Below are 18266 nucleotides of genomic sequence, written 5' to 3' on the forward strand. Positions count from 1 at the left end.
CGACTGTCGTGAAGCCCGTCCGGGAGCGCCCGTGAGCCTGCTCGGCTCCTTGCCCGCGCTCGGTCAGAGCATGAAGTCGGGCACCCCGGCGGGCAGGATAAATCGGAACCGGGCGCCGCCGCCGGGTGCGCGGTCGACGCGGACCGAGCCTCCGTGGGCCTCCACGATGCCCTTGACGATGTAGAGGCCCAGGCCCGTGCCGCCGCGCTTGGAGCCGCGCCAGAAGCGGGTGAAGACGCGCGGCATCGACTCCTCGGGGATGCCTCCGCCTTCGTCGCTCACGGTGATCGCTGTGCCTTCCACGATGCGGGGCGGGGTGCCGGGGCGCTCCCAGACGGGTGCCTCGACGACCTCCTTGGCCGGTGCCACCTCGATCGTGACAGTTCCCTCGCCGTGCCGCACCGCATTTTCCAGCAGGTTGGCGAGCACCTGGTCGACCTTGTCGGGGTCGGCCCACAGCACGGTGAGCGGCTCGCCGATCCGGATGTCGAAGCGGTCCTCGGGGGTGCCGGCGGCGACCTTGCCGTCCACGTGCCGGCGCACGGCGGCGGCCAGGTCGACCACCTGCTTGCGCAGCTCCAGCCGGCCGGCGTCGATCCGGGAGATGTCCAGCAGTTCGGCGATCAGCCGGGTGACCCGGTCGGCGTCGGCGTCGACGGTCTCCAGCATCAGCCGCTTCTGCCCGTCGGTGAACCGCTCCCACTTGGCCAGCAGGGTCGCGGTGAAGCCCTTGACGCTCGTCAGCGGCGAGCGCAGCTCGTGGGCGACGGTCGCGATCAGCTCGGCGTGGCTGCGCTCGGTGCGGCGGCGGGCCTCGGTGCCGCGCAGGGCGATCACCAGCCGCTCCAGCGGGCCCTGCGGGCTGGCCCGGACGTACCGGGCGGAGACCAGCACCTCACGGCCGCCGGGCAGCAGCAGGTTGCGCTCGGGCTGGCTGGTGCGGATCGCCAGGCCACCGTACGGATCGGTCAGCTGCCACCAGCGGCGGCCGTCAAGGTCCTCCAGCGGCAGCACGTCCGCCAGCGGGCTGCCGAGCGCGTCCTGCGGTGCGATGCCGGTCAGCCGGGAGGCCGCGCGGTTGAAGCAGACCACCCGGCCCAGGGCGTCGGCGACCACCAGGCCGTCCGGCAGGTCGTCCGGGTCCAGTTCTGCCCCGCTGACGGCCATGGGTGTCCTCCCCGATTACCCACCGTGTCTTTCCCCCCACCGAGGCAGACCCTAGCGCTCCTGGCCCTGTGCGCGACACCCTCCGGGCGAGCGCTGAGCACGTGCGGAGGCGTAGAGGCAGACGGCGGCGGCCGTGGCGAGGTTGAGGCTCTCGGCGTGTCCGTGGATCGGTACGCGCACCACCTCGTCGGCGAGTGCGCGGGTCTCCTCCGGAAGACCCCAGGCCTCGTTGCCGAACACCCATGCGCCGGGCGCGCCCAGGGTGCCCTCGTCCAGCTCCTGGTCGAGGTCGCGCTCTCCCGCGCCGTCCGCGGCCAGGACCCGTACGCCCGCCTCGCGCAGCCGGGCGACGGCCTCCTCGACCGGCACGCCGACGGCGACCGGGAGGTGGAACAGGCTGCCCACGGAGGCCCGGACGGCCTTGGGGTTGTACAGGTCGACCGAGGCGTCGGTCAGCACCACGGCGTCCGCTCCGGCCGCGTCGGCGGTGCGCAGCACGGTGCCGGCGTTCCCGGGGTCGCGGACGTGCGCGAGCACCGCCACCAGCTGGGGGCGGGCCCTGAGCACCTCCTCGAAGGGGGTGTCGATGAAGCGGCAGAGCGCCACGATGCCCTGCGGGGTCACGGTGTCGCAGATCTCGGCGACGACCTCGTCGGTGGCGGTGAGCACCGGCAGCCCCTCGGCGAGGGCGGCGGCGACGATGCCGGCGTGCCGTTCGGCGGCCTCGGGGGTGGCGTACACCTCGACCACGGCGTGCTCGGACGAGCCCGGCAGCTTCCCGAAGGCGACGGCCTCGCGGACGGCCTGCGGGCCCTCGACGAGGAAGCGGCGCTCCTTGGTGCGCTGGTTCCGCTTGGCGAGCCGGCGGGCGGCGATCACCCGGGGCGAGCGCAGGGAGGTCAGCAGGGGGGTGTCGGTGCTCGGCATGTTCTCGTCTCTGGGGCGGGGAGCCGGTGGCGGGGGGCCGGTGCAGCGGGCCCGTGCGGCGGGCCGGTACGCGGGGGCCCGTGCGGTCGGGGCGTGCGGTCGGGGCGCGCGCGGTCGGGCCGGGGGCGCGCGGAGCGCGAAACGCGCGGAACGCAAAACCGGACCCGCAGGATGGAGCCTGCGGGTCCGGTCAGCTCAGCTGATCCAGGAGGATCAGGCGGCGTCGGCGGCAGCCTTCGGGGCGTTGACGTCGGCCGGCAGCGCCTTCTGGGCGACCTCGACGAGCGACGCGAACGCGCCCGGGTCGTTGACCGCGAGGTCCGCAAGCATCTTGCGGTCGATCTCGACGCTCGCGGCCTTCAGGCCCTGCACGAAGCGGTTGTAGGTGATGCCGTTGGCGCGGGCCGCAGCGTTGATGCGCTGGATCCACAGCTGACGGAAGTCGCCCTTGCGCTTCTTGCGGTCGTTGAAGTTGTAGACCAGAGAGTGGGTGACCTGCTCCTTGGCCTTGCGGTACAGACGCGAGCGCTGGCCCCGGTAGCCGCTGGCGCGCTCCAGGATGACCCGGCGCTTCTTGTGGGCGTTGACTGCCCGCTTGACGCGTGCCACTTGATTACTCCTTGAGTTGGACCACGGACTACTTCACGTGGTCCGTCATTCGAATGGGTCGGGAAGGATCAGCTGCCCCGTCGACGGCTCGCGCCGGACGGGAGGGCGATCACTTGCCGAGAAGCTTCTTGATCTTCTTGGCGTCAGCCGGGGCCACCACGACGGTGCCGGCCAGCTTGCGGGTCAGCGTGGAGGGCTTGTGCTCCAGGAGGTGGCGACGGCCCGCGCGCTCGCGCAGCACCTTGCCAGAGCCACTGATCTTGAAGCGCTTGCTGGCGCCACTGTGCGTCTTCTGCTTCGGCATTTCGCCGTATCTCCTCGTCGGTCCGTCCACGCCCGCGCGGTTTGCGCCGCGCGGGCGTGAAGGATGGATCTGTGATGACCGGGCGGGACGCCCCGTCACCCTGGTGGCCGGTCCCCCGGGCCGCCCTGGCCGGTGAAGGCTCAGGCGTCCTGGGAGGCCTCGGCCGGCTGCTCGACCTCGGCGGCGGCCTCGGTGTCCTCGGCGGCCTCGACATCCTCGATGTCGTCGGCCTCGTCGGCATCCGCCTCGGCCGCGGCATTCTCGGCCTCGAGCGCCGCGTCCTCGTCCAGCTCGGCGGCGTCGGAGCCGGGGGTCCGGCCCTGTCGCTCGGCCTTGCGGGCGTCGGCGAGCGCGCGGGCCTCGGCCATCGCCTCGGTCTTCTTCTTGTGCGGGCCAAGAACCATGATCATGTTTCGGCCGTCCTGCTTGGCCGAGGACTCCACGAAGCCCAGGTCCTGGACGTCGTTCGCCAGCCGCTGCAGCAGTCGGAAGCCCAGCTCGGGGCGGGACTGCTCACGACCGCGGAACATGATCGTGATCTTGACCTTGTCGCCCTGCTTGAGGAACCGGACGACGTGACCCTTCTTGGTGTCATAGTCGTGCGGGTCGATCTTCGGCCGGAGCTTCATCTCCTTGATGACCGTGTGCGCCTGGTTCTTGCGCGCCTCACGGGCCTTCATGGCCGACTCGTACTTGAACTTGCCGTAGTCCATGAGCTTGCACACCGGCGGCCGGGCGGTCGCCGCGACCTCGACGAGGTCAAGGTCGTACTCCTGCGCAAGCTCCAGCGCCTTGGCAAGCGGCACAATGCCGACCTGCTCGCCGCTGGGACCGACGAGTCGCACCTCGGGGACGCGAATCCGGTCGTTGATGCGGGGCTCGGTGCTGATGGGGCCTCCTCGGTTGCACCTTCTGCGATGCGGCCGTCGGGCGGCGGTCGCACGTAGTGGACTCGACCACTGGGCGGGGCTTCATTCGTGCTGCGCTGCCTGACTTGCTGGTAGGCACTGCATGCACCGCGACACGAAAAAAGCCCCGCTCGGTGCAAGCGGGGCTCCACATATCCGGGGGCGGTACCCGGTGAGGGGTACTGCGGCGGCTCGGCGCCCTGCGGCGCCTGTCGCGGACCGGGACCCGTCGACGGTGAGGCCGATCAGGTGGGAGACTTTCGCGGTTGCCCTCTCGGGCCTCCTGTGAGTGGAGCCTCCACTTGCTGGCCAGGCGCCCTGGGGGCTCCCGGCCGGTCAGTCTCGAAGCATACAGCGTTTCGACTCCCGGCGGTATTCCGCCCCTCGCTCCCCGTGGCCCGGGCCGTCCCCCCGCTCCCTTGTACGCTCCTGGTGTACGTACACCGGCACGACGGAGTGAGTCCCCTTGAGCACCGAGCCCACCCAGAACCCCGCCTCCGACGACGAGGCGCTCGGCTTCGACGACCTCACCCGGGACATCGCCGAGGTCCCGGCCGTCGAGGTGATCACCACCGTCGCGGTGCACCTGATGAGCGCGGCCGCCGTCAAGTGCGGGCTGGCCGAGGGCGGCGAGGCGGACAAGGACCTCGACGAGGCCCGCAAGCTGATCACCGCGCTGGCCGGGCTGGTCACCGCCGGCGCCCCCGAGATCAGCAACTTCCACGCCGCGCCGCTGCGGGACGGCCTGAAGTCGCTCCAGCTGGCCTTCCGCGAGGCCTCCCTCGTCCCGGACGCCCCGGGCGCGGGCCCCGGCGAGAAGTTCACCGGGCCGGTCTACGCCTGAGTCCTGACTGCCCGGCGAAACCGCCGGACACCGCTGAAGGCGCCCCCTCGTGCGACGAGGGCGGCGCCTTCAGCGGTGTCCGGGGCCTGCCGCTACCGCTGGTACAGCGGCTCGCCGGGCAGCCGGGCGCCGGCCGGCAGCACCGCCAGGCTCAGGCCGCGGTCGAGCCGGACCCGCAGCACCGGATCCGCCGCGACGGCCTGCCCGACCCGCTGCGCGGCCGCCTGGACGGCCTGCTGGTCCAGGCCCGGCTCGAACACCACCACGAGCAGGCCGTCCCCGTCCTCGTAGGGCGCCAGCAGGCCGGTCACCACCTGCGGCTCGGCCGCCAGCAGCGTCCGCACCGCCTCGCGCACCTCGGGGTCGCGCACCGGCGGCAGGTAGGGGCGGTTCTCCGCCAGCGCGCGCAGCCGGGCGCCGGACAGCTGGTAGGCCACCGGGCCGGCCGGGTCGATCAGCAGGGTGTCTGCGCGCTCGGAGAAGGCCACCATCGCGGCCTGCGGCGCGGCCACCGGCGCCGGGCGGGCGTCGGCCCGCCAGCGGGCCATCGCCTCCAGGGAGGTGAAGGCGGGCAGCGCCCGGCGGCCGTCGGGGGCCTCGACCACCGGGACGGCCATGTCGCTGGTCTTCTCGTGCTTGTGGCCGTGCGCGTCGACCTCCACCTCGCCGAGGATCGCGACGATCGGCACCATCAGCCGGGTCGGCGTCAGCGCCGCGAGCACCTCCGGTTCGGCCGTGCGGTCCTCGGACCAGCGCGTGAGCGCCGCGGCGAGCGCCGGGTCGGCGGTGCCGTCGTCCTCGGCGAATCCTGGGTTCGGAATGTTCTTGCGATCCACCCGGCCGACCCTATGCCACCTCACGCCCCCCGCCCGGTCCGGCCGCCCGGGCCCGGCCTGGGCCGGTCGTGTCACGCCCCTACCCACCGGTAGTGGCGGTGTGGCAGTCTGCGCGCATGGCCACGCCCGAACTCGCCGCCCGCACCGCCGCGTCCGCCCTCGCCGAGGCCTCGCCCGGCGCCGACCGGGCGCGGTACGACCGGGCCACCGCGGGGCTGGACGGCCCGGTGGCCGTGGTCGACCTGGCGGCCTTCGACGCCAACGCCGCGGACCTGGTGCGGCGGGCCGCGGGCAAGCCGGTGCGGGTGGCCAGCAAGTCGGTGCGGTGCCGGGCGCTGCTGGAGCGGGTGCTGGCGATGGACGGCTTCGCCGGGGTGATGAGCTTCACCCTCGCCGAGTCGCTCTGGCTGGCCCGCCACGGGTTCACCGACATCCTGCTCGCCTACCCCTCCGCCGACCGGGCCGCCTTCGCCGAGCTCACCGGCGATCCGGCGCTGGCCGGCGCCGTCACCGTGCTGCTGGACGACCCGGCCCAGCTGGACCTGATCGACCGCGCCAGGACCGGCACCGCCGAGATCCGGGTCTGCCTGGAACTGGACACCGCACTGCGGCTGTTCAACGGCCGGGTCCGGGTCGGCGCCCGGCGCTCGCCGCTGCACGCGCCCGAGGACCTGGGCGCCTTCGCCGAACTGGTGCAGCGCCGCCCGGGCTTCAGGGTGGTCGGGCTGATGGCGTACGAGGGGCACATCGCCGGGGTCGGCGACATCGTGCCCGGGCGGCCGGTGCGCTCGCGGATGATCCGGCTGATGCAGGCCAGGGCGCGCGCCGAACTGGCCGAGCGCCGCGCGGCCGCGGTGCGGCGGCTGCGGCAGGTCGCCGACCTGGAGTTCGTCAACGGCGGCGGCACCGGCAGCGTCGAGTCGACCGTGGCCGAGCACGCGGTGACCGAGGTCGCGGCCGGCTCCGGGCTGTACCTCCCGCGACTGTTCGACCACTACCGCTCGTTCCGGGGCCGCCCGGCCGCGCTGTTCGGCCAGCCGGTGGTGCGCCGGCCCGGCCTCGGCGTGGTGACGGTGCTCGGCGGCGGCTACCCGGCCTCGGGCGCGGCCGGACCGGACCGCTCGCCGGTGCCCTACCTGCCGCAGGGGCTGCGCTACGACCCGATGGAGGGCGCCGGCGAGGTGCAGACGCCGCTGCTCGGCGCGGCCGCCGACGACCTGCTGATCGGCGACCGGGTCTGGTTCCGGCACGCCAAGGCGGGCGAGCTGTGCGAGCGCTTCCCCGAGCTGCACCTGATCGAGGGCGACCGGGTGGTGCGCAGCGTCCCGACCTACCGGGGCGAGGGGCTGACCTTCCTCTGAGGGCGGCCGGCCGGGAGCGCCTCGGCCGCGGCTTAGCCAGACCTTAAAAGGGCCCGATGGGACACCTAACTCCGGTGTCCCATCGGGCCTTTGTGCTGCGCGTACGGCTACAGTCCGTCAAAAAGTACGCCACCACGGGCTATTGCCAGTTGGTCTAGTCCAATCATACGCTCAGCCGGGGGTCAGAGTGCCGGGCCGGCGGCCCCTCGGGCAGACGTGTCCACTCCCCCACACTCTCGGCCCGGAAGACGGTCAAGGAGTCCCCACCCCATGTCCTTCAAGCGAAGTGCCCTCTCCGTCGGCGTCCTTGGCGCCGCCTTCATCGCCGTGGCGGCCTCCACCGCCGGTACGGCCAGCGCCCACGGCACCATGACCAACCCGGTGAGCCGGGTCGCGGCCTGCTACGCCGAGGGCCCGGAGACCCCCAAGTCCCAGGTGTGCAAGGACCTCGTGGCGATGAGCGGCACCCAGCCGCTGTACGACTGGAACGAGGTCAACATCGCCAACGCGGACGGCCACCACCAGGCGCTGATCCCGGACGGCAAGCTCTGCTCGGCGAACCGGGACAAGTACAAGGCCCTCGACCTGCCGCGTACCGACTGGCCCGCCACCCCGGTGAGTTCGGGCTCGTTCAACTTCAAGTTCCGCGTCACCGCGCCGCACCAGGGCAACCAGACCGTCTACATCACCAAGCAGAGCTGGGACCCGACCAAGCCGCTGAAGTGGTCCGACCTGGAGGCCACCCCGGTCGCGGTCATCCCGACCAGCCGGACCGCCGCGGACGGCTACTACAGCTACACCGGCACACTGCCGCAGCGCACCGGCCGCCAGCTGCTCTACATGGTGTGGCAGCGCACCGACAGCCCCGAGGCCTTCTACAGCTGCTCCGACGTCGACTTCGGCGGCGCGGCCACTGCCGGGCAGCCGGTCTCGGCCCTCGCCGCCGACGCTCCCGTCGCGCCGAGCGAGCAGCAGATCGCCGCGGGCCAGTCCAAGTCCACCGTGTCCCACAACGGGCACGGCGGCAACGCCCTCGAGCCGGCCGGCGCGGTCGTTCCGACCGCCAACGCCGCCGTCGGCACCTCGGCCACCGGCCCGCTGCTGCTGAGCGGCGCCGCCGCGATCAGCGTCGGCTGGGCCGGCATGGTTCTCCGGCGTCGTCGTATCGAGGCTGTTCGACGCGGCGCCTGACCGCCGGAGGCCGGGGCCGGACCGTTCACCGACCCCCGTGCGGTCCGGACCCGGCCGATGCCCCCGCATCGGGTGAAACCATGACGGCGGCCCACCCGGAATCCGGGTGGGCCGCCGTGCGTGAGCAGCGCGGGGCCGGTCAGGTGTTGGCGCCGCCGTCGGCGCCGCCCGGGCCGCCACCGCCGGGGAAGGCGGGGAGCTTGCCGGTGTAGTCGGCGATGCCCTTGACGATCGTGTCCATCACGGCGACGTCGGGCGCCTTGTCGGCGATGTCGAAGCCGAGGTGGACGGCGACCAGGTTCTTGCCGTCGGCGGACGGGAAGACCACGGTCTCGACGTAGCCGTCGTTGCCCTTCGCCGCGTCGACCTTCCAGCGGACCAGGTAGCCGTCGCGTCCGTCGACCTTGACCGCCTCGGACTTCAGCTCCTCATGGGAGTTGATCTCGTTGTAGGACTCCTTGGCGGCCTTCTCGATGTCGGCCTTGGCCGCCGCCTGGACGTCGCTGCCGCCCCCGGCGATCCGGTTGGTGTTGGCGCCGCCGAGCGAGCACTGGTTGGCGTCCCCGGTCGCGCCCTCGCACTTGTACGAGCCGATGCTGAGTGCGGCGTAACCGTCGCTGGTGGTGCCGCCCTCCCAGCCGGCGGGGACGGGCAGGGTGATCCGGTTGACCAGGTCGGCCGCGGTGCCGCCGCCGGCCTGCTTGCCGTCCCCGGAGCCGCCGTTGCCGCCGCCCTTGCCGTTCCCGTTGCCGCCGTTCCCCCCGTTTCCGCCGCCCTTGCCGTTCCCGTTCCCGTTCCCGTTGCCGTTCCCGTTGCCGTTTCCGTTGCCGCCGTCACCGAAGTCGGGCAGGCCGCCCCAGGGGCCGTTCTCACCGCGCGGGGCGGCCTGCGGCGTGACCCGGCGCGAGCCCCGGTCCGAGTCGTGGTCCATCGCCAGGTAGGTGACGCCGGAGCCGACGCCCAGCCCGAGCACGGCCGCCACGGCGGCCGCCACGACCGCCGCGGAGGGCTTGCGCCGGGGCTTGGGCGGCTGCGGCGCGGCCGTGCCGTAGGCGGCGCCGAAGGGGGGCGGCTCGGGGTAGCGGACCGACGGCCCGCTGCCCAGCACCTCCCCCTCCAGCACCGTCGTCTCGGCGGCCGTCTCCGGCCCCGGAGCCGTCGCCTGGGCCGGCGGGGCGTCCGAGGGTGCGGGCCGGGTGTCGGCCGTCCAGCCCTTGCCGTCCCACCAGCGCTGCGGCCTCGGGTCGCCGCCGGTGTCCTTGGGGTCCGGGTACCACCCGGCGGGGATCTGCTCACTCACGAAAGAGAATCTAAAGGGCGCCGGATAAACGCGATATCAGCGCGGGCCCGAATTCCCGGTGTTTTCCATGAGATTCCGGTGAGAACCCCGGATGCGGCCTACAACGGGGTGACGTAGGCCCCCGCGATGCCGCCGTCGACCAGGAACTCGCTCGCCGTGATGAAGGACGAGTCGTCGCTCGCCAGAAAGGCGACGGCGGCCGCGATCTCCTCCGGCCGGGCGAAGCGGCCCAGCGGGATGTGCACCAGGCGGCGCGCCGCCCGCTCCGGGTCCTTGGCGAACAGCTCCCGCAGCAGCGGGGTGTCCACCGGCCCGGGCGACAGGGCGTTGACCCGGATGCCCTCCCGGGCGAACTGCACACCCAGCTCCCGGGACATCGCCAGCACCCCGCCCTTGGAGGCGGTGTACGAGATCTGCGAGGTGGCCGCGCCCATCCTGGCCACGAAGCTGGCGGTGTTGATGACCGACCCGCGTCCGTGCCGCCGCATGTACGGCAGCGCCGCCTTGCAGCACAGGTAGACGGAGGTCAGGTTGACCTCCTGGACCCTGCGCCAGGCCGCCAGGTCGGTGGTCAGGATGGAGTCGTCCTCCGGCGGCGAGATCCCGGCGTTGTTGAACGCCACGTCCACGCTGCCGAAGGTCTCGTAGGCCTCGTCGAACAGCGCCTCGACCATGTACGGGTCGGTGACGTCGGTGTGCACGAAGAGGCCGCCGACCTCGGCGGCGGCCGCCTTGCCGGTCTTCTCGTCGAGGTCGGCGCAGACCACCCGGGCCCCCTCGGAGGCGAGCCGGCGGGCGGCGGCCAGGCCGATGCCGCTGCCCGCGCCGGTGATCACGGCCGTGCGGCCGACCAGCCGCCGGCAGACCGGGGCGTCCTTCGCGGTCCCGGCTGGCTTCTCGGTCATGGGGGCTCCTACTCCTCGGACCCTGGGGCTCGGTGTGGATGAAGACGTTCTCGGTCTCGGGTCTCGGTGAAGCGGCGCAGCGCGTGCGCCCCGTCCTCGAAGGGCGGCACCGCGGCGACCGGGCCGAGGACCATCTCGGTGGCGGCCGGCCCGCCCGGGTCGGCGGGGTCGAGGACGTCGGCGGGGTCGAGGACGTCGGCGGGGTTGTAGGCGTCGGCGGTGCCGGCGGTGGGCCCGGGCAGGGTGCTCACATCCGCTCGAAGGACCGGTAGCGCTCCCAGTCGGTGATGGCGCCGTCGTAGGCGGCCTGTTCGACCCGCGCCATGTTGAGGTAGTGCTCGACCACGTCGGCGCCGAAGGCGGCGCGGGCGAGGTCGCTCCGCTCCCAGAGGTCGGCGGCCTCGCGCAGGGTGGCGGGCACCCGGGCGTACTCGTCGACGGCGTAGGCGTTGCCGAGGCAGGGGGCCGGCAGGTCGAGCTTCTGCTGGAGGCCGTGCAGCCCGGCGGCGATCATGCCGGAGACGGCGAGGTACGGGTTGACGTCGCCGCCGGGGACGCGGTTCTCCATCCGCAGGCCGGGGCCGTGGCCGACCACGCGGTAGGCGCAGGTGCGGTTGTCGCGGCCCCAGGCGACGGCGGTCGGGGCGAAGGAGCCGGGCCGGTAGCGCTTGTAGGAGTTGATGTTCGGCGCGTAGAGCAGGCTGAACTCGCGCAGCGCGACGAGCTGTCCGGCGAGGAAGTGGCGCATGGTGTCGGTCATCCGCCCGTCGCGTCCGGCGAAGGCGGGGGCGCCCACGGCGTCGCGCAGCGACAGGTGGATGTGGCAGCTGTTGCCCTCGCGCTCGTCGTACTTGGCCATGAAGGTGAGCGCGCAGCCCTGTTGGGCGGCGATCTCCTTGGCGCCGGTCTTGTAGACGCTGTGCTGGTCGCAGGTGGTGAGGGCGTCGGCGTAGCGGAACGCGATCTCGTGCTGGCCGAGGTTGCACTCGCCCTTGGCGGACTCCACGACGAGTCCGGCGCCGGCCATCTCGTTGCGGATCCGGGCGAGCAGCGGCTCGACCCGGGCGGTGCCGAGCAGGGAGTAGTCGACGTTGTACTGGTTCGCCGGGGTGAGGCCGCGGTAGCCGCCGAGCCAGGCCTGTTCGTAGGTGTCGCGGAAGACCAGGAACTCCAGCTCGGTGCCGATGTCGGCGGCGAGGCCGTACTCCGCGAGGCGTTCGATCTGGCGGCGCAGCAGCTGCCGCGGTGCGGCGGCGACGGGGCGCCCGCCGTGCCGGGCGAGGTCGGCGGTGACCTGGGCGGTGCCGGGCTGCCAGGGGGTGAGCCGCAGGGTGGCGAGGTCGGGGCGCATGGCGAAGTCGCCGTAGCCGGTCTCCCAGGAGGAGAGGGCGTAGCCGTCCACGGTGTTGAGGTCGATGTCGACGGCGAGCAGGTAGTCGCAGGCCTCGGCGCCGTTCTCGGCGACCTCGTCGAGGAAGAACCGGGCGGCGAAGCGCTTGCCCTGGAGGCGGCCCTGCATGTCGGTGAAGGCGAGGGCGACGGTGTGGATCTCGCCGGTGTCGACCAGGGTGCGCAGCTGGTCCAGGGTGAGCGGCGGGCGCGGCGGCGCGGTGGCACCGGGGGTGTGGTCGGGCATGGCGGAACCCTCCTACTCGATCACTCAGCGAGATCAACCGGTCACAGCGAACCGTACGGCCTGGGCCGGACGGCGCGGAAGAGGGCGGGCGGGTGTGGCGCGCCGATATGCGTGGTTGACGAGGGAACGGGCGGTGCGGGAGGAGAATGCCCGCCATGGATCGCAGGCCTTTCATCGGCGTCAGCACCTACGTGGTGGACGCGAGTTGGAGCGACTGGCGGGACCGCCGGGTGGCGCTGGTGCCCGAGCGGTACACCGCATACGTGCGGGATGCGGGCGGGATCGCGGTGCTGCTGCCGCCGGACGCCGCGGAGCGCGCACCGGAGGTGCTCGCCCGGTTGGACGCCCTGGTCATCGCGGGCGGGCCGGACATCGACCCGGCGTACTACGGGCAGCCGCCGCACCCCCGCACCGAGGTGGACTCACCGGAGCGGGACCAGTGGGAGTCGGCGCTGATCCGGGCGGCGCTGGCGGCGGGGATCCCGCTGCTGGGCATCTGCCGGGGCATGCAGGTGCTGAACGTGGTCTGCGGCGGCTCGCTGGTGCAGCACCTGCCGGACGTGGTGAGCCCGGACGTGCACGGCGGCTCGCCCGGCAGGTACGGGGAGCACACCGTGCGGCCGGTGCCCGGGACGCTGCTCGGCGGGCTTCTGCCGGAGACCGAGCTGGCCGTGCCGACCTTCCACCACCAGGCGGTGGACCGGTTGGGCGCCGGGCTGCGGGTGGGCGCGTACGCGCCGGACGGCACCGTCGAGTCGGTGGAGGGGCCGGGCTTCACGCTGGGCGTGCAGTGGCACCCGGAGCAGGGCGAGGACCTGCGGGTGATGCAGGCGCTGGTGCGGGCGGCGACGGCGGCCCGGTCGGTGCCGCTGGAGGCGGTGGCCGGCTAGGCCCTGGACGCGCCGGGCAACTCCCGTCGCGTTGGCGGGAGTTGCCTGGTCGGGCAGCGGCCGGGCCCGGAGTGGAGGGGCGGAGGTCCGGAGGCGGACGGGTCGGGCCGGGGGGCTCGGGGTGACCTGACGGGGGGCGGCGGCGTTGAGGAGGTGGCGCCCGACGGGGGGCGTCCCGCCTGCTCACCACGGGCGTGCTCCGATCGGGCGAGGGGTGCCAGGCGGCAACGACAACGGTCACCAGTACAGCCTTTGGATCTTTGTCCGATCTGCGGTTCACTTCGGGTGCAGGGCGGTTGCGCCCCTTACCCCACCCCGTGCGTCCAGGAGAGGACTTCGATGGCCGGGCACGAGCACTCCCACGATGATCATGCGCATGACCACGGGCACGCCCACGGCGGCCGCGGTCACGGCGGGCACGGTCACGGCGGGCACTCGCACGGGGTGGCCGCCGACGCCGACCGCCGCTGGCTGCTGAGCGCGCTCGCACTGATCGTGGTGTTCATGGCCGGCGAGGTCGTGGTGGGCTTCGCCGCCGAGTCGCTGGCGCTGATCTCGGACGCCGCGCACATGCTCACCGACGCCGCCTCGATCGTGCTGGCGCTGGTCGCGATGCGGCTGGCCGCCCGGCCGGCGAGGGGCGGGTACACCTACGGGCTCAAGCGGGCCGAGATCCTCTCCGCCCAGGCCAACGGGGTGACGCTGCTGGTGCTCTCCGCCTGGCTCGGCTACGAGGCGGTCGCCCGGCTGATCGACCCGCCGGACGTGGCCGGCTCGCTGGTCCTGGTCACCGCGCTGGTCGGGATCGTGGTCAACCTGGCCGCCGCCTGGTGCATGTCCAAGGCGAACCGCAGCTCGCTGAACGTCGAGGGCGCCTTCCAGCACGTGCTGACCGACCTGTACGCGTTCATCGCCACCGCCGTCGCGGGTGCGGTGATGCTGATCACCGGCTTCTCCCGGGCCGACGCGATCGCCTCGCTGATCGTGGTCGCGCTGATGCTGAAGGCCGGCATCGGCCTGGTCCGGGACTCCGGGCGGATCTTCCTGGAGGCCGCGCCGGCCGGGATCGACCCGGACGCGGTGGCGGACCGGATGGTCGCCCAGCCGCTGGTGGAGGAGATCCACGACCTGCACATCTGGGAGATCACCTCCAACCAGCCCGCCCTGTCCGCACACATCCTGGTCACCCCGGGCGGCGACTGCCACGCGGTGCGTCGCGGGCTCCAGCGCCGGCTGGCCGACGAGTACGGGATCACCCACAGCACCCTCCAGGTGGACCACGTCGGCGAGGACGAGGCGGGCGGGCTGCTGCAGATCACCGCGCCGACGGACACCGGCCCCGAGCACTGCGCCGACTCGCACGGCCCGGTCCACCGCGCCGGCCCGCACAAGCACTGACCCGCCGCGGCCCTGGACCGGTACAGGCGCTGACCGGCCGCGGACACGGAGCGGGCCCGGGACCGGCACGGGCGGGGAGGGGCGCGGCGTCGGTCCGGTACGGCATGATCGGAGGCGTGACCGCACCCGTGACCGCACCGCGACTGATGCTGCTCGACTCCGCCAGCCTCTACTTCCGGGCCTACTACGGTGTGCCGGACACCCTGCGCTCGCCGCAGGGTGAGCCGGTCAACGCCGTCCGGGGCCTGCTGGACTTCATCACCCGGCTGGTCCAGGACCACCGCCCGGACCAGCTGGTCGCCTGTATGGACGCCGACTGGCGCCCGCAGTGGCGGGTCGACCTGGTGCCCTCCTACAAGACGCACCGGGTCGCCGAGGCGGCCGAGGACGGCGAGGAGGAGGTGCCGGACACCCTCGCCCCGCAGGTCCCCGTGATCGAGCAGGTGCTGGACGCGCTCGGCATCGCCCGGGTCGGCTCCCCCGGCTACGAGGCCGACGACGTGATCGGCACCCTGACCGCCCGCGCCACCGGGCCGGTGCAGATCGTCACCGGCGACCGCGACCTGTTCCAACTGGTGGACGACGCCCGCGGGATCACCGTCCTCTACCCGGTCAAGGGGATGGGGAACCTCCAGGTCACCGATGACGCCGTGCTGCTGGAGAAGTACGGCGTGCCCGGCTCCCGGTACGCCGACATGGCGGCGCTGCGCGGGGACCCGAGCGACGGCCTGCCGGGCGTCAAGGGCATCGGCGAGAAGACGGCCGCCCAGCTGATCAACGAGTACGGCGACCTGGCCGCGATCCGGGCCGCCGCCCTGGACATCGGCTCGAAGCTGACCCCGGCCCGGCGCCGCAACATCGTCGAGGGCGGCGCCTACCTGGACGTCGCGCCGACGGTGGTGCGGGTCGCCGAGGACGCGCCGCTGCCGGACTTCGACCCGGCGCTGCCGCACGAGCCGCTGGACCCGATGTCGCTGGAGGAGCTCTCCGCCCGCTGGGGCCTCGGCACCTCCCTGGAGCGGGTCCTGGCCGTCCTGGCCCGCTGAGCCGCGGCGCGCGAAAGGGGCCCGTCGAGTTGACGGGCCCCTTCCTGTTGCGCGCCTGCGTCAGCCCACCGAGGAGTAGGCGATGATGCCGCGGCGCAGGCCGTCGACCGCCTTGCGGGCGGTCCGGCGCAGCTCGGCGTCCTCGCCGGCGGCATCCTGGATCTGGCCGAGGACGTCGATCAGCTGCTTCGTCCAGCGGACGAAGTCGCCGGCCGGCATGTCGGCGTCGCGCAGCACCTGGTCCAGGCTGTGGCCCAGCGCCCAGCGGTAGGCCGGCCAGGCGAAGCCGAGGTCCGGCTCGCGCTGGCCGACGCCCTCGGCGGTGTTGATCCGGTGCTGCTCCTCCAGGGCGTCCAGGTGGCCCCAGATCCGGACCATCTTGCCGAGCGCCTCCTTGGCACCGCCCTCCGGGACGCGGGGGGCGGCGGCGTCGTCGGACTGCCGGGCCTCGTAGACCAGCGCCGAGGCGCAGGCGGCCAGCTCGGCTGCGCCCAGCCCGCTCCAGACGCCCTCGCGGATGCACTCGGAGGCGAGCAGGTCCAGCTCGCCGTAGAGCCGGCCGAGCCGCTTGCCGTCGTCGGTGACGGTGTCGCCCCGGAGGTAGCCGAGGTCGGTGAGCAGCCCGCAGACCCGGTCGAAGGTGCGGGCGATGGTGTGCGTGCGGGAGCGCATCCGGCGCTCCAGCTGCTCGGTGTCGCGGTGCAGCCGGTGGTAGCGCTCGGCCCAGCGGGCGTGGTCCTCGCGCTCGTCGCAGCCGTGGCACGGGTGCTGGCGCAGCTCGGCCCGCAGCCGGCTGATCTCCGGGTCGTCGGCGGCGGCCGCGCGGCCCTTGCGGAACCGCTCGGGCTCCAGGTGGCCGGCCTTGGTCCGCAGCGCGGAGGCGAGGTCGCGCCGGGACTGCGGGCTGCGCGGGTTGAAGGACTTGGGGATGCGCACCCGCTCGACGGCGGTGACCGGATGCGGGAAGTCGATCATGGCGAGCCGCTTCACCTGCCGCTCGGAGGTGAGCACCACCGGGCGCGGGCCGTCGGCGAAGTCCGGGTGGCGCGGGTTGCCGCGCGGGGAGCGGCTGACCGGCGGCAGGCCCGGGTCGAGGACGAGGGCGAGGCCGGCGAACTTGCCGGTGGGGACGTGGATGACGTCGCCCGGCTTGAGCTGCTCGATGGACTCGACGGCCTCGGCCCGGCGCTGGCTGGTGCCCTCGCGGGCGAGGTCGTTCTCCCGGTCCTTGAGCCGCCGGCGCAGGTCCATGTACGCGTCGAAGTCCCCGAGGTGGCAGGTCATGGACTCGCGGTAGCCGTCGAGCCCCTCCTCGTTGCGCTGGACCTGGCGGGCGATCCCGACCACCGAGCGGTCCGCCTGGAACTGCGCGAAGGACGTCTCCAGGAGCTCGCGGGAGCGGTGCCGACCGAACTGGGAGACCAGGTTGACGGCCATGTTGTAGGACGGCCGGAACGAGGACTTCAGCGGGTAGGTGCGGGTGCCGGCCAGGCCGGCCAGGGCCTCCGGGTCGAGGCCGCGCTGCCACAGCACGACGGCGTGGCCCTCGATGTCGATGCCGCGCCGCCCGGCCCGGCCGGTGAGCTGGGTGTACTCGCCGGGGGTGATGTCGGCGTGGGTCTCGCCGTTCCACTTGACCAGCTTCTCCATGACCACCGAGCGGGCGGGCATGTTGATGCCGAGCGCCAGGGTCTCGGTCGCGAAGACGGCCTTGACCAGGCCCTTCACGAAGAGCTCCTCGACCACCTCCTTGAACCGCGGCAGCATGCCGGCGTGGTGGGCGGCGATGCCGCGCTCCAGCCCGTCCAGCCACTCGAAGTAGCCGAGGACGTGCAGGTCCTCGTCGGGGATGTCGGCGCAGCGCTCCTCGACGATGGCGCGGACCCGGCCCCGGTCGCCGTCCTTGTTGAGCCGCAGGCCCGAGCTGAGGCACTGCTGCACGGCGGCCTCGCAGCCGGCCCGGCTGAAGATGAAGGTGATGGCGGGCAGCAGGCCCTCGGCGTCCAGACGGTCGATGACGTCGACCCGGCCCGGGGTCCAGACCTTGCCGGGCCGCCCGTTGGGCATGCTCCGCCCGCGGCCGCGGCCGAACCTGTCGCGGGGGTTGCGGTCGAGCTCGGAGCGGGCGAGGCGGACCAGCTCGGGGTTGACCGCCTTTGCCGGGTTGCGCGGGGCGTCCTTGGGCCGGCCGTCGCGGTCCGGATTGGCGAACAGGTCGTACATCCGGTTGCCGGCCATCACGTGCTGCCACAGCGGCACCGGGCGGACCTCGGAGACGATCACCTTGGTGCCGCCGCGCACGGTGTCCAGCCAGTCGCCGAACTCCTCGGCGTTGGAGACGGTGGCGGAGAGCGAGACCAGCGTGACGGACTCGGGGAGGTGGATGATGACCTCCTCCCAGACGGCGCCGCGGAAGCGGTCGGCGAGGTAGTGCACCTCGTCCATGACCACGTAGCCGAGGCCGTTGAGGGTGCTGGAGCCCGCGTAGAGCATGTTGCGCAGCACCTCGGTGGTCATCACCACCACGGGGGCGTCGCCGTTGACGCTGTTGTCACCGGTGAGCAGGCCGACCTTGTCGGCGCCGTAGCGCTTGACCAGGTCTCCGTACTTCTGGTTGGAGAGGGCCTTGATCGGCGTCGTGTAGAAGCACTTGCGCCCGCCCTGGAGGGCGAGGTGGACCGCGAACTCGCCCACGATGGTCTTGCCGGAGCCGGTGGGGGCGGCGACCAGGACGCCCGAGCCGCCTTCCAGGGCCTGGCAGGCCTCCAGCTGGAATTCGTCCAGCGGGAAGTCGTACAGCTGCTGGAAGCCGTACAGGGCGGTGGCCTGCTCCTTGGCCCTGCGGCGGAAGGCCGCGTACGCCTCGGCGGGGCTCAGCTCCTGGTCTTCGGACTGCTCGGGCTGAGGGGTGTTCATCGCCGTCCGGGTGTGGTTGGTGTGATCT

17 protein-coding genes are annotated in these 18266 nt (G+C 73.1%); 6 read left to right on the forward strand and 11 right to left on the reverse strand.

The annotated features are described in order from the left end of the window. Positions 1-63: 63 nt before the first annotated feature. The 5 genes from ACIGZJ_RS16510 to infC form a co-directional block, all read right to left on the reverse strand. On the reverse strand, positions 64-1167 hold the full coding sequence (locus ACIGZJ_RS16510) for an ATP-binding protein (RefSeq protein ID WP_396457852.1): 1104 nt from the start codon (positions 1165-1167) through the stop codon (positions 64-66). Positions 1168-1218: 51 nt separating this feature from the next. Then, a complete protein-coding gene (locus ACIGZJ_RS16515; protein WP_396457853.1) occupies positions 1219-2094 on the reverse strand; it encodes a TrmH family RNA methyltransferase in 876 nt (291 codons plus the stop codon). Positions 2095-2307: 213 nt separating this feature from the next. Further along, a complete protein-coding gene (gene rplT / locus ACIGZJ_RS16520) occupies positions 2308-2703 on the reverse strand; it encodes a 50S ribosomal protein L20 (RefSeq protein WP_030055649.1) in 396 nt (131 codons plus the stop codon). Between the two features lie 109 nt (positions 2704-2812). Next, positions 2813-3007, reverse strand: coding sequence for a 50S ribosomal protein L35 (gene rpmI, locus ACIGZJ_RS16525; RefSeq protein WP_329486877.1), 195 nt, complete (start codon positions 3005-3007; stop codon positions 2813-2815). Positions 3008-3147: 140 nt separating this feature from the next. After that, positions 3148-3897: a translation initiation factor IF-3 gene (infC, locus tag ACIGZJ_RS16530; protein ID WP_396457924.1), complete on the reverse strand. Its 750-nt coding sequence runs from the start codon at positions 3895-3897 to the stop codon at positions 3148-3150. A 484-nt stretch (positions 3898-4381) separates the two neighbouring features. Here infC and ACIGZJ_RS16535 point away from each other — a divergent pair, with 484 nt between their 5' ends. After that, on the forward strand, positions 4382-4759 hold the full coding sequence (locus ACIGZJ_RS16535; RefSeq protein ID WP_387949410.1) for a DUF1844 domain-containing protein: 378 nt from the start codon (positions 4382-4384) through the stop codon (positions 4757-4759). A gap of 92 nt (positions 4760-4851) precedes the next feature. Here ACIGZJ_RS16535 and ACIGZJ_RS16540 read toward each other — a convergent pair whose 3' ends face one another. After that, a complete protein-coding gene (locus ACIGZJ_RS16540) occupies positions 4852-5595 on the reverse strand; it encodes an SseB family protein (RefSeq protein WP_396457854.1) in 744 nt (247 codons plus the stop codon). Between the two features lie 116 nt (positions 5596-5711). On the opposite strand from ACIGZJ_RS16540, the gene ACIGZJ_RS16545 reads away from it, so the two are divergent. Beyond that, positions 5712-6956: an amino acid deaminase/aldolase gene (locus ACIGZJ_RS16545; protein ID WP_396457855.1), complete on the forward strand. Its 1245-nt coding sequence runs from the start codon at positions 5712-5714 to the stop codon at positions 6954-6956. Positions 6957-7226: 270 nt separating this feature from the next. Next, entirely contained in the window at positions 7227-8147 is a 921-nt protein-coding gene (locus ACIGZJ_RS16550; protein WP_396457856.1) for a lytic polysaccharide monooxygenase, read from the forward strand. Positions 8148-8286: 139 nt separating this feature from the next. Here ACIGZJ_RS16550 and ACIGZJ_RS16555 read toward each other — a convergent pair whose 3' ends face one another. The 4 genes from ACIGZJ_RS16555 to ACIGZJ_RS16570 all read right to left on the reverse strand — a co-directional run bounded on the left by ACIGZJ_RS16555 (position 8287) and on the right by ACIGZJ_RS16570 (position 11988). Continuing rightward, positions 8287-9447: a DUF2510 domain-containing protein gene (locus ACIGZJ_RS16555; protein ID WP_396457857.1), complete on the reverse strand. Its 1161-nt coding sequence runs from the start codon at positions 9445-9447 to the stop codon at positions 8287-8289. Positions 9448-9545: 98 nt separating this feature from the next. Further along, a complete protein-coding gene (locus ACIGZJ_RS16560) occupies positions 9546-10352 on the reverse strand; it encodes a 3-oxoacyl-ACP reductase (protein ID WP_396457858.1) in 807 nt (268 codons plus the stop codon). Positions 10353-10360: 8 nt separating this feature from the next. Further along, positions 10361-10603 carry a hypothetical protein gene (locus ACIGZJ_RS16565; RefSeq protein WP_396457859.1) on the reverse strand — a complete coding sequence of 81 codons (243 nt, stop codon included), beginning with the start codon at positions 10601-10603 and terminating at the stop codon, positions 10361-10363. Beyond that, positions 10600-11988, reverse strand: a complete 1389-nt coding sequence (locus ACIGZJ_RS16570) for a glutamine synthetase family protein (protein WP_396457860.1) — start codon at positions 11986-11988, stop codon at positions 10600-10602. The genes ACIGZJ_RS16565 and ACIGZJ_RS16570 overlap by 4 nt, the downstream gene beginning before the upstream one ends. 155 nt (positions 11989-12143) lie before the next feature. Here ACIGZJ_RS16570 and ACIGZJ_RS16575 point away from each other — a divergent pair, with 155 nt between their 5' ends. From ACIGZJ_RS16575 to ACIGZJ_RS16585, 3 genes are all read left to right on the forward strand, one after another. Then, positions 12144-12878 carry a gamma-glutamyl-gamma-aminobutyrate hydrolase family protein gene (locus tag ACIGZJ_RS16575; RefSeq protein WP_396457861.1) on the forward strand — a complete coding sequence of 245 codons (735 nt, stop codon included), beginning with the start codon at positions 12144-12146 and terminating at the stop codon, positions 12876-12878. A gap of 339 nt (positions 12879-13217) precedes the next feature. Beyond that, positions 13218-14276: a cation diffusion facilitator family transporter gene (locus ACIGZJ_RS16580; RefSeq protein ID WP_396457862.1), complete on the forward strand. Its 1059-nt coding sequence runs from the start codon at positions 13218-13220 to the stop codon at positions 14274-14276. 104 nt (positions 14277-14380) lie between these two features. Continuing rightward, positions 14381-15322 (forward strand): 5'-3' exonuclease H3TH domain-containing protein, encoded by a 942-nt coding sequence (locus ACIGZJ_RS16585; RefSeq protein WP_392933713.1) that lies wholly within the window; start codon positions 14381-14383, stop codon positions 15320-15322. Between the two features lie 60 nt (positions 15323-15382). Here the strand turns inward: ACIGZJ_RS16585 and ACIGZJ_RS16590 are convergent, their stop codons facing one another. Then, positions 15383-18238, reverse strand: coding sequence for a DEAD/DEAH box helicase (locus ACIGZJ_RS16590; protein ID WP_396457925.1), 2856 nt, complete (start codon positions 18236-18238; stop codon positions 15383-15385). Between the last annotated feature and the right edge of the window lie 28 nt (positions 18239-18266).

The sequence above is a fragment of the Kitasatospora sp. NPDC052868 genome (assembly GCF_044547105.1).
In the GTDB taxonomy this organism is placed as follows: domain Bacteria; phylum Actinomycetota; class Actinomycetes; order Streptomycetales; family Streptomycetaceae; genus Kitasatospora.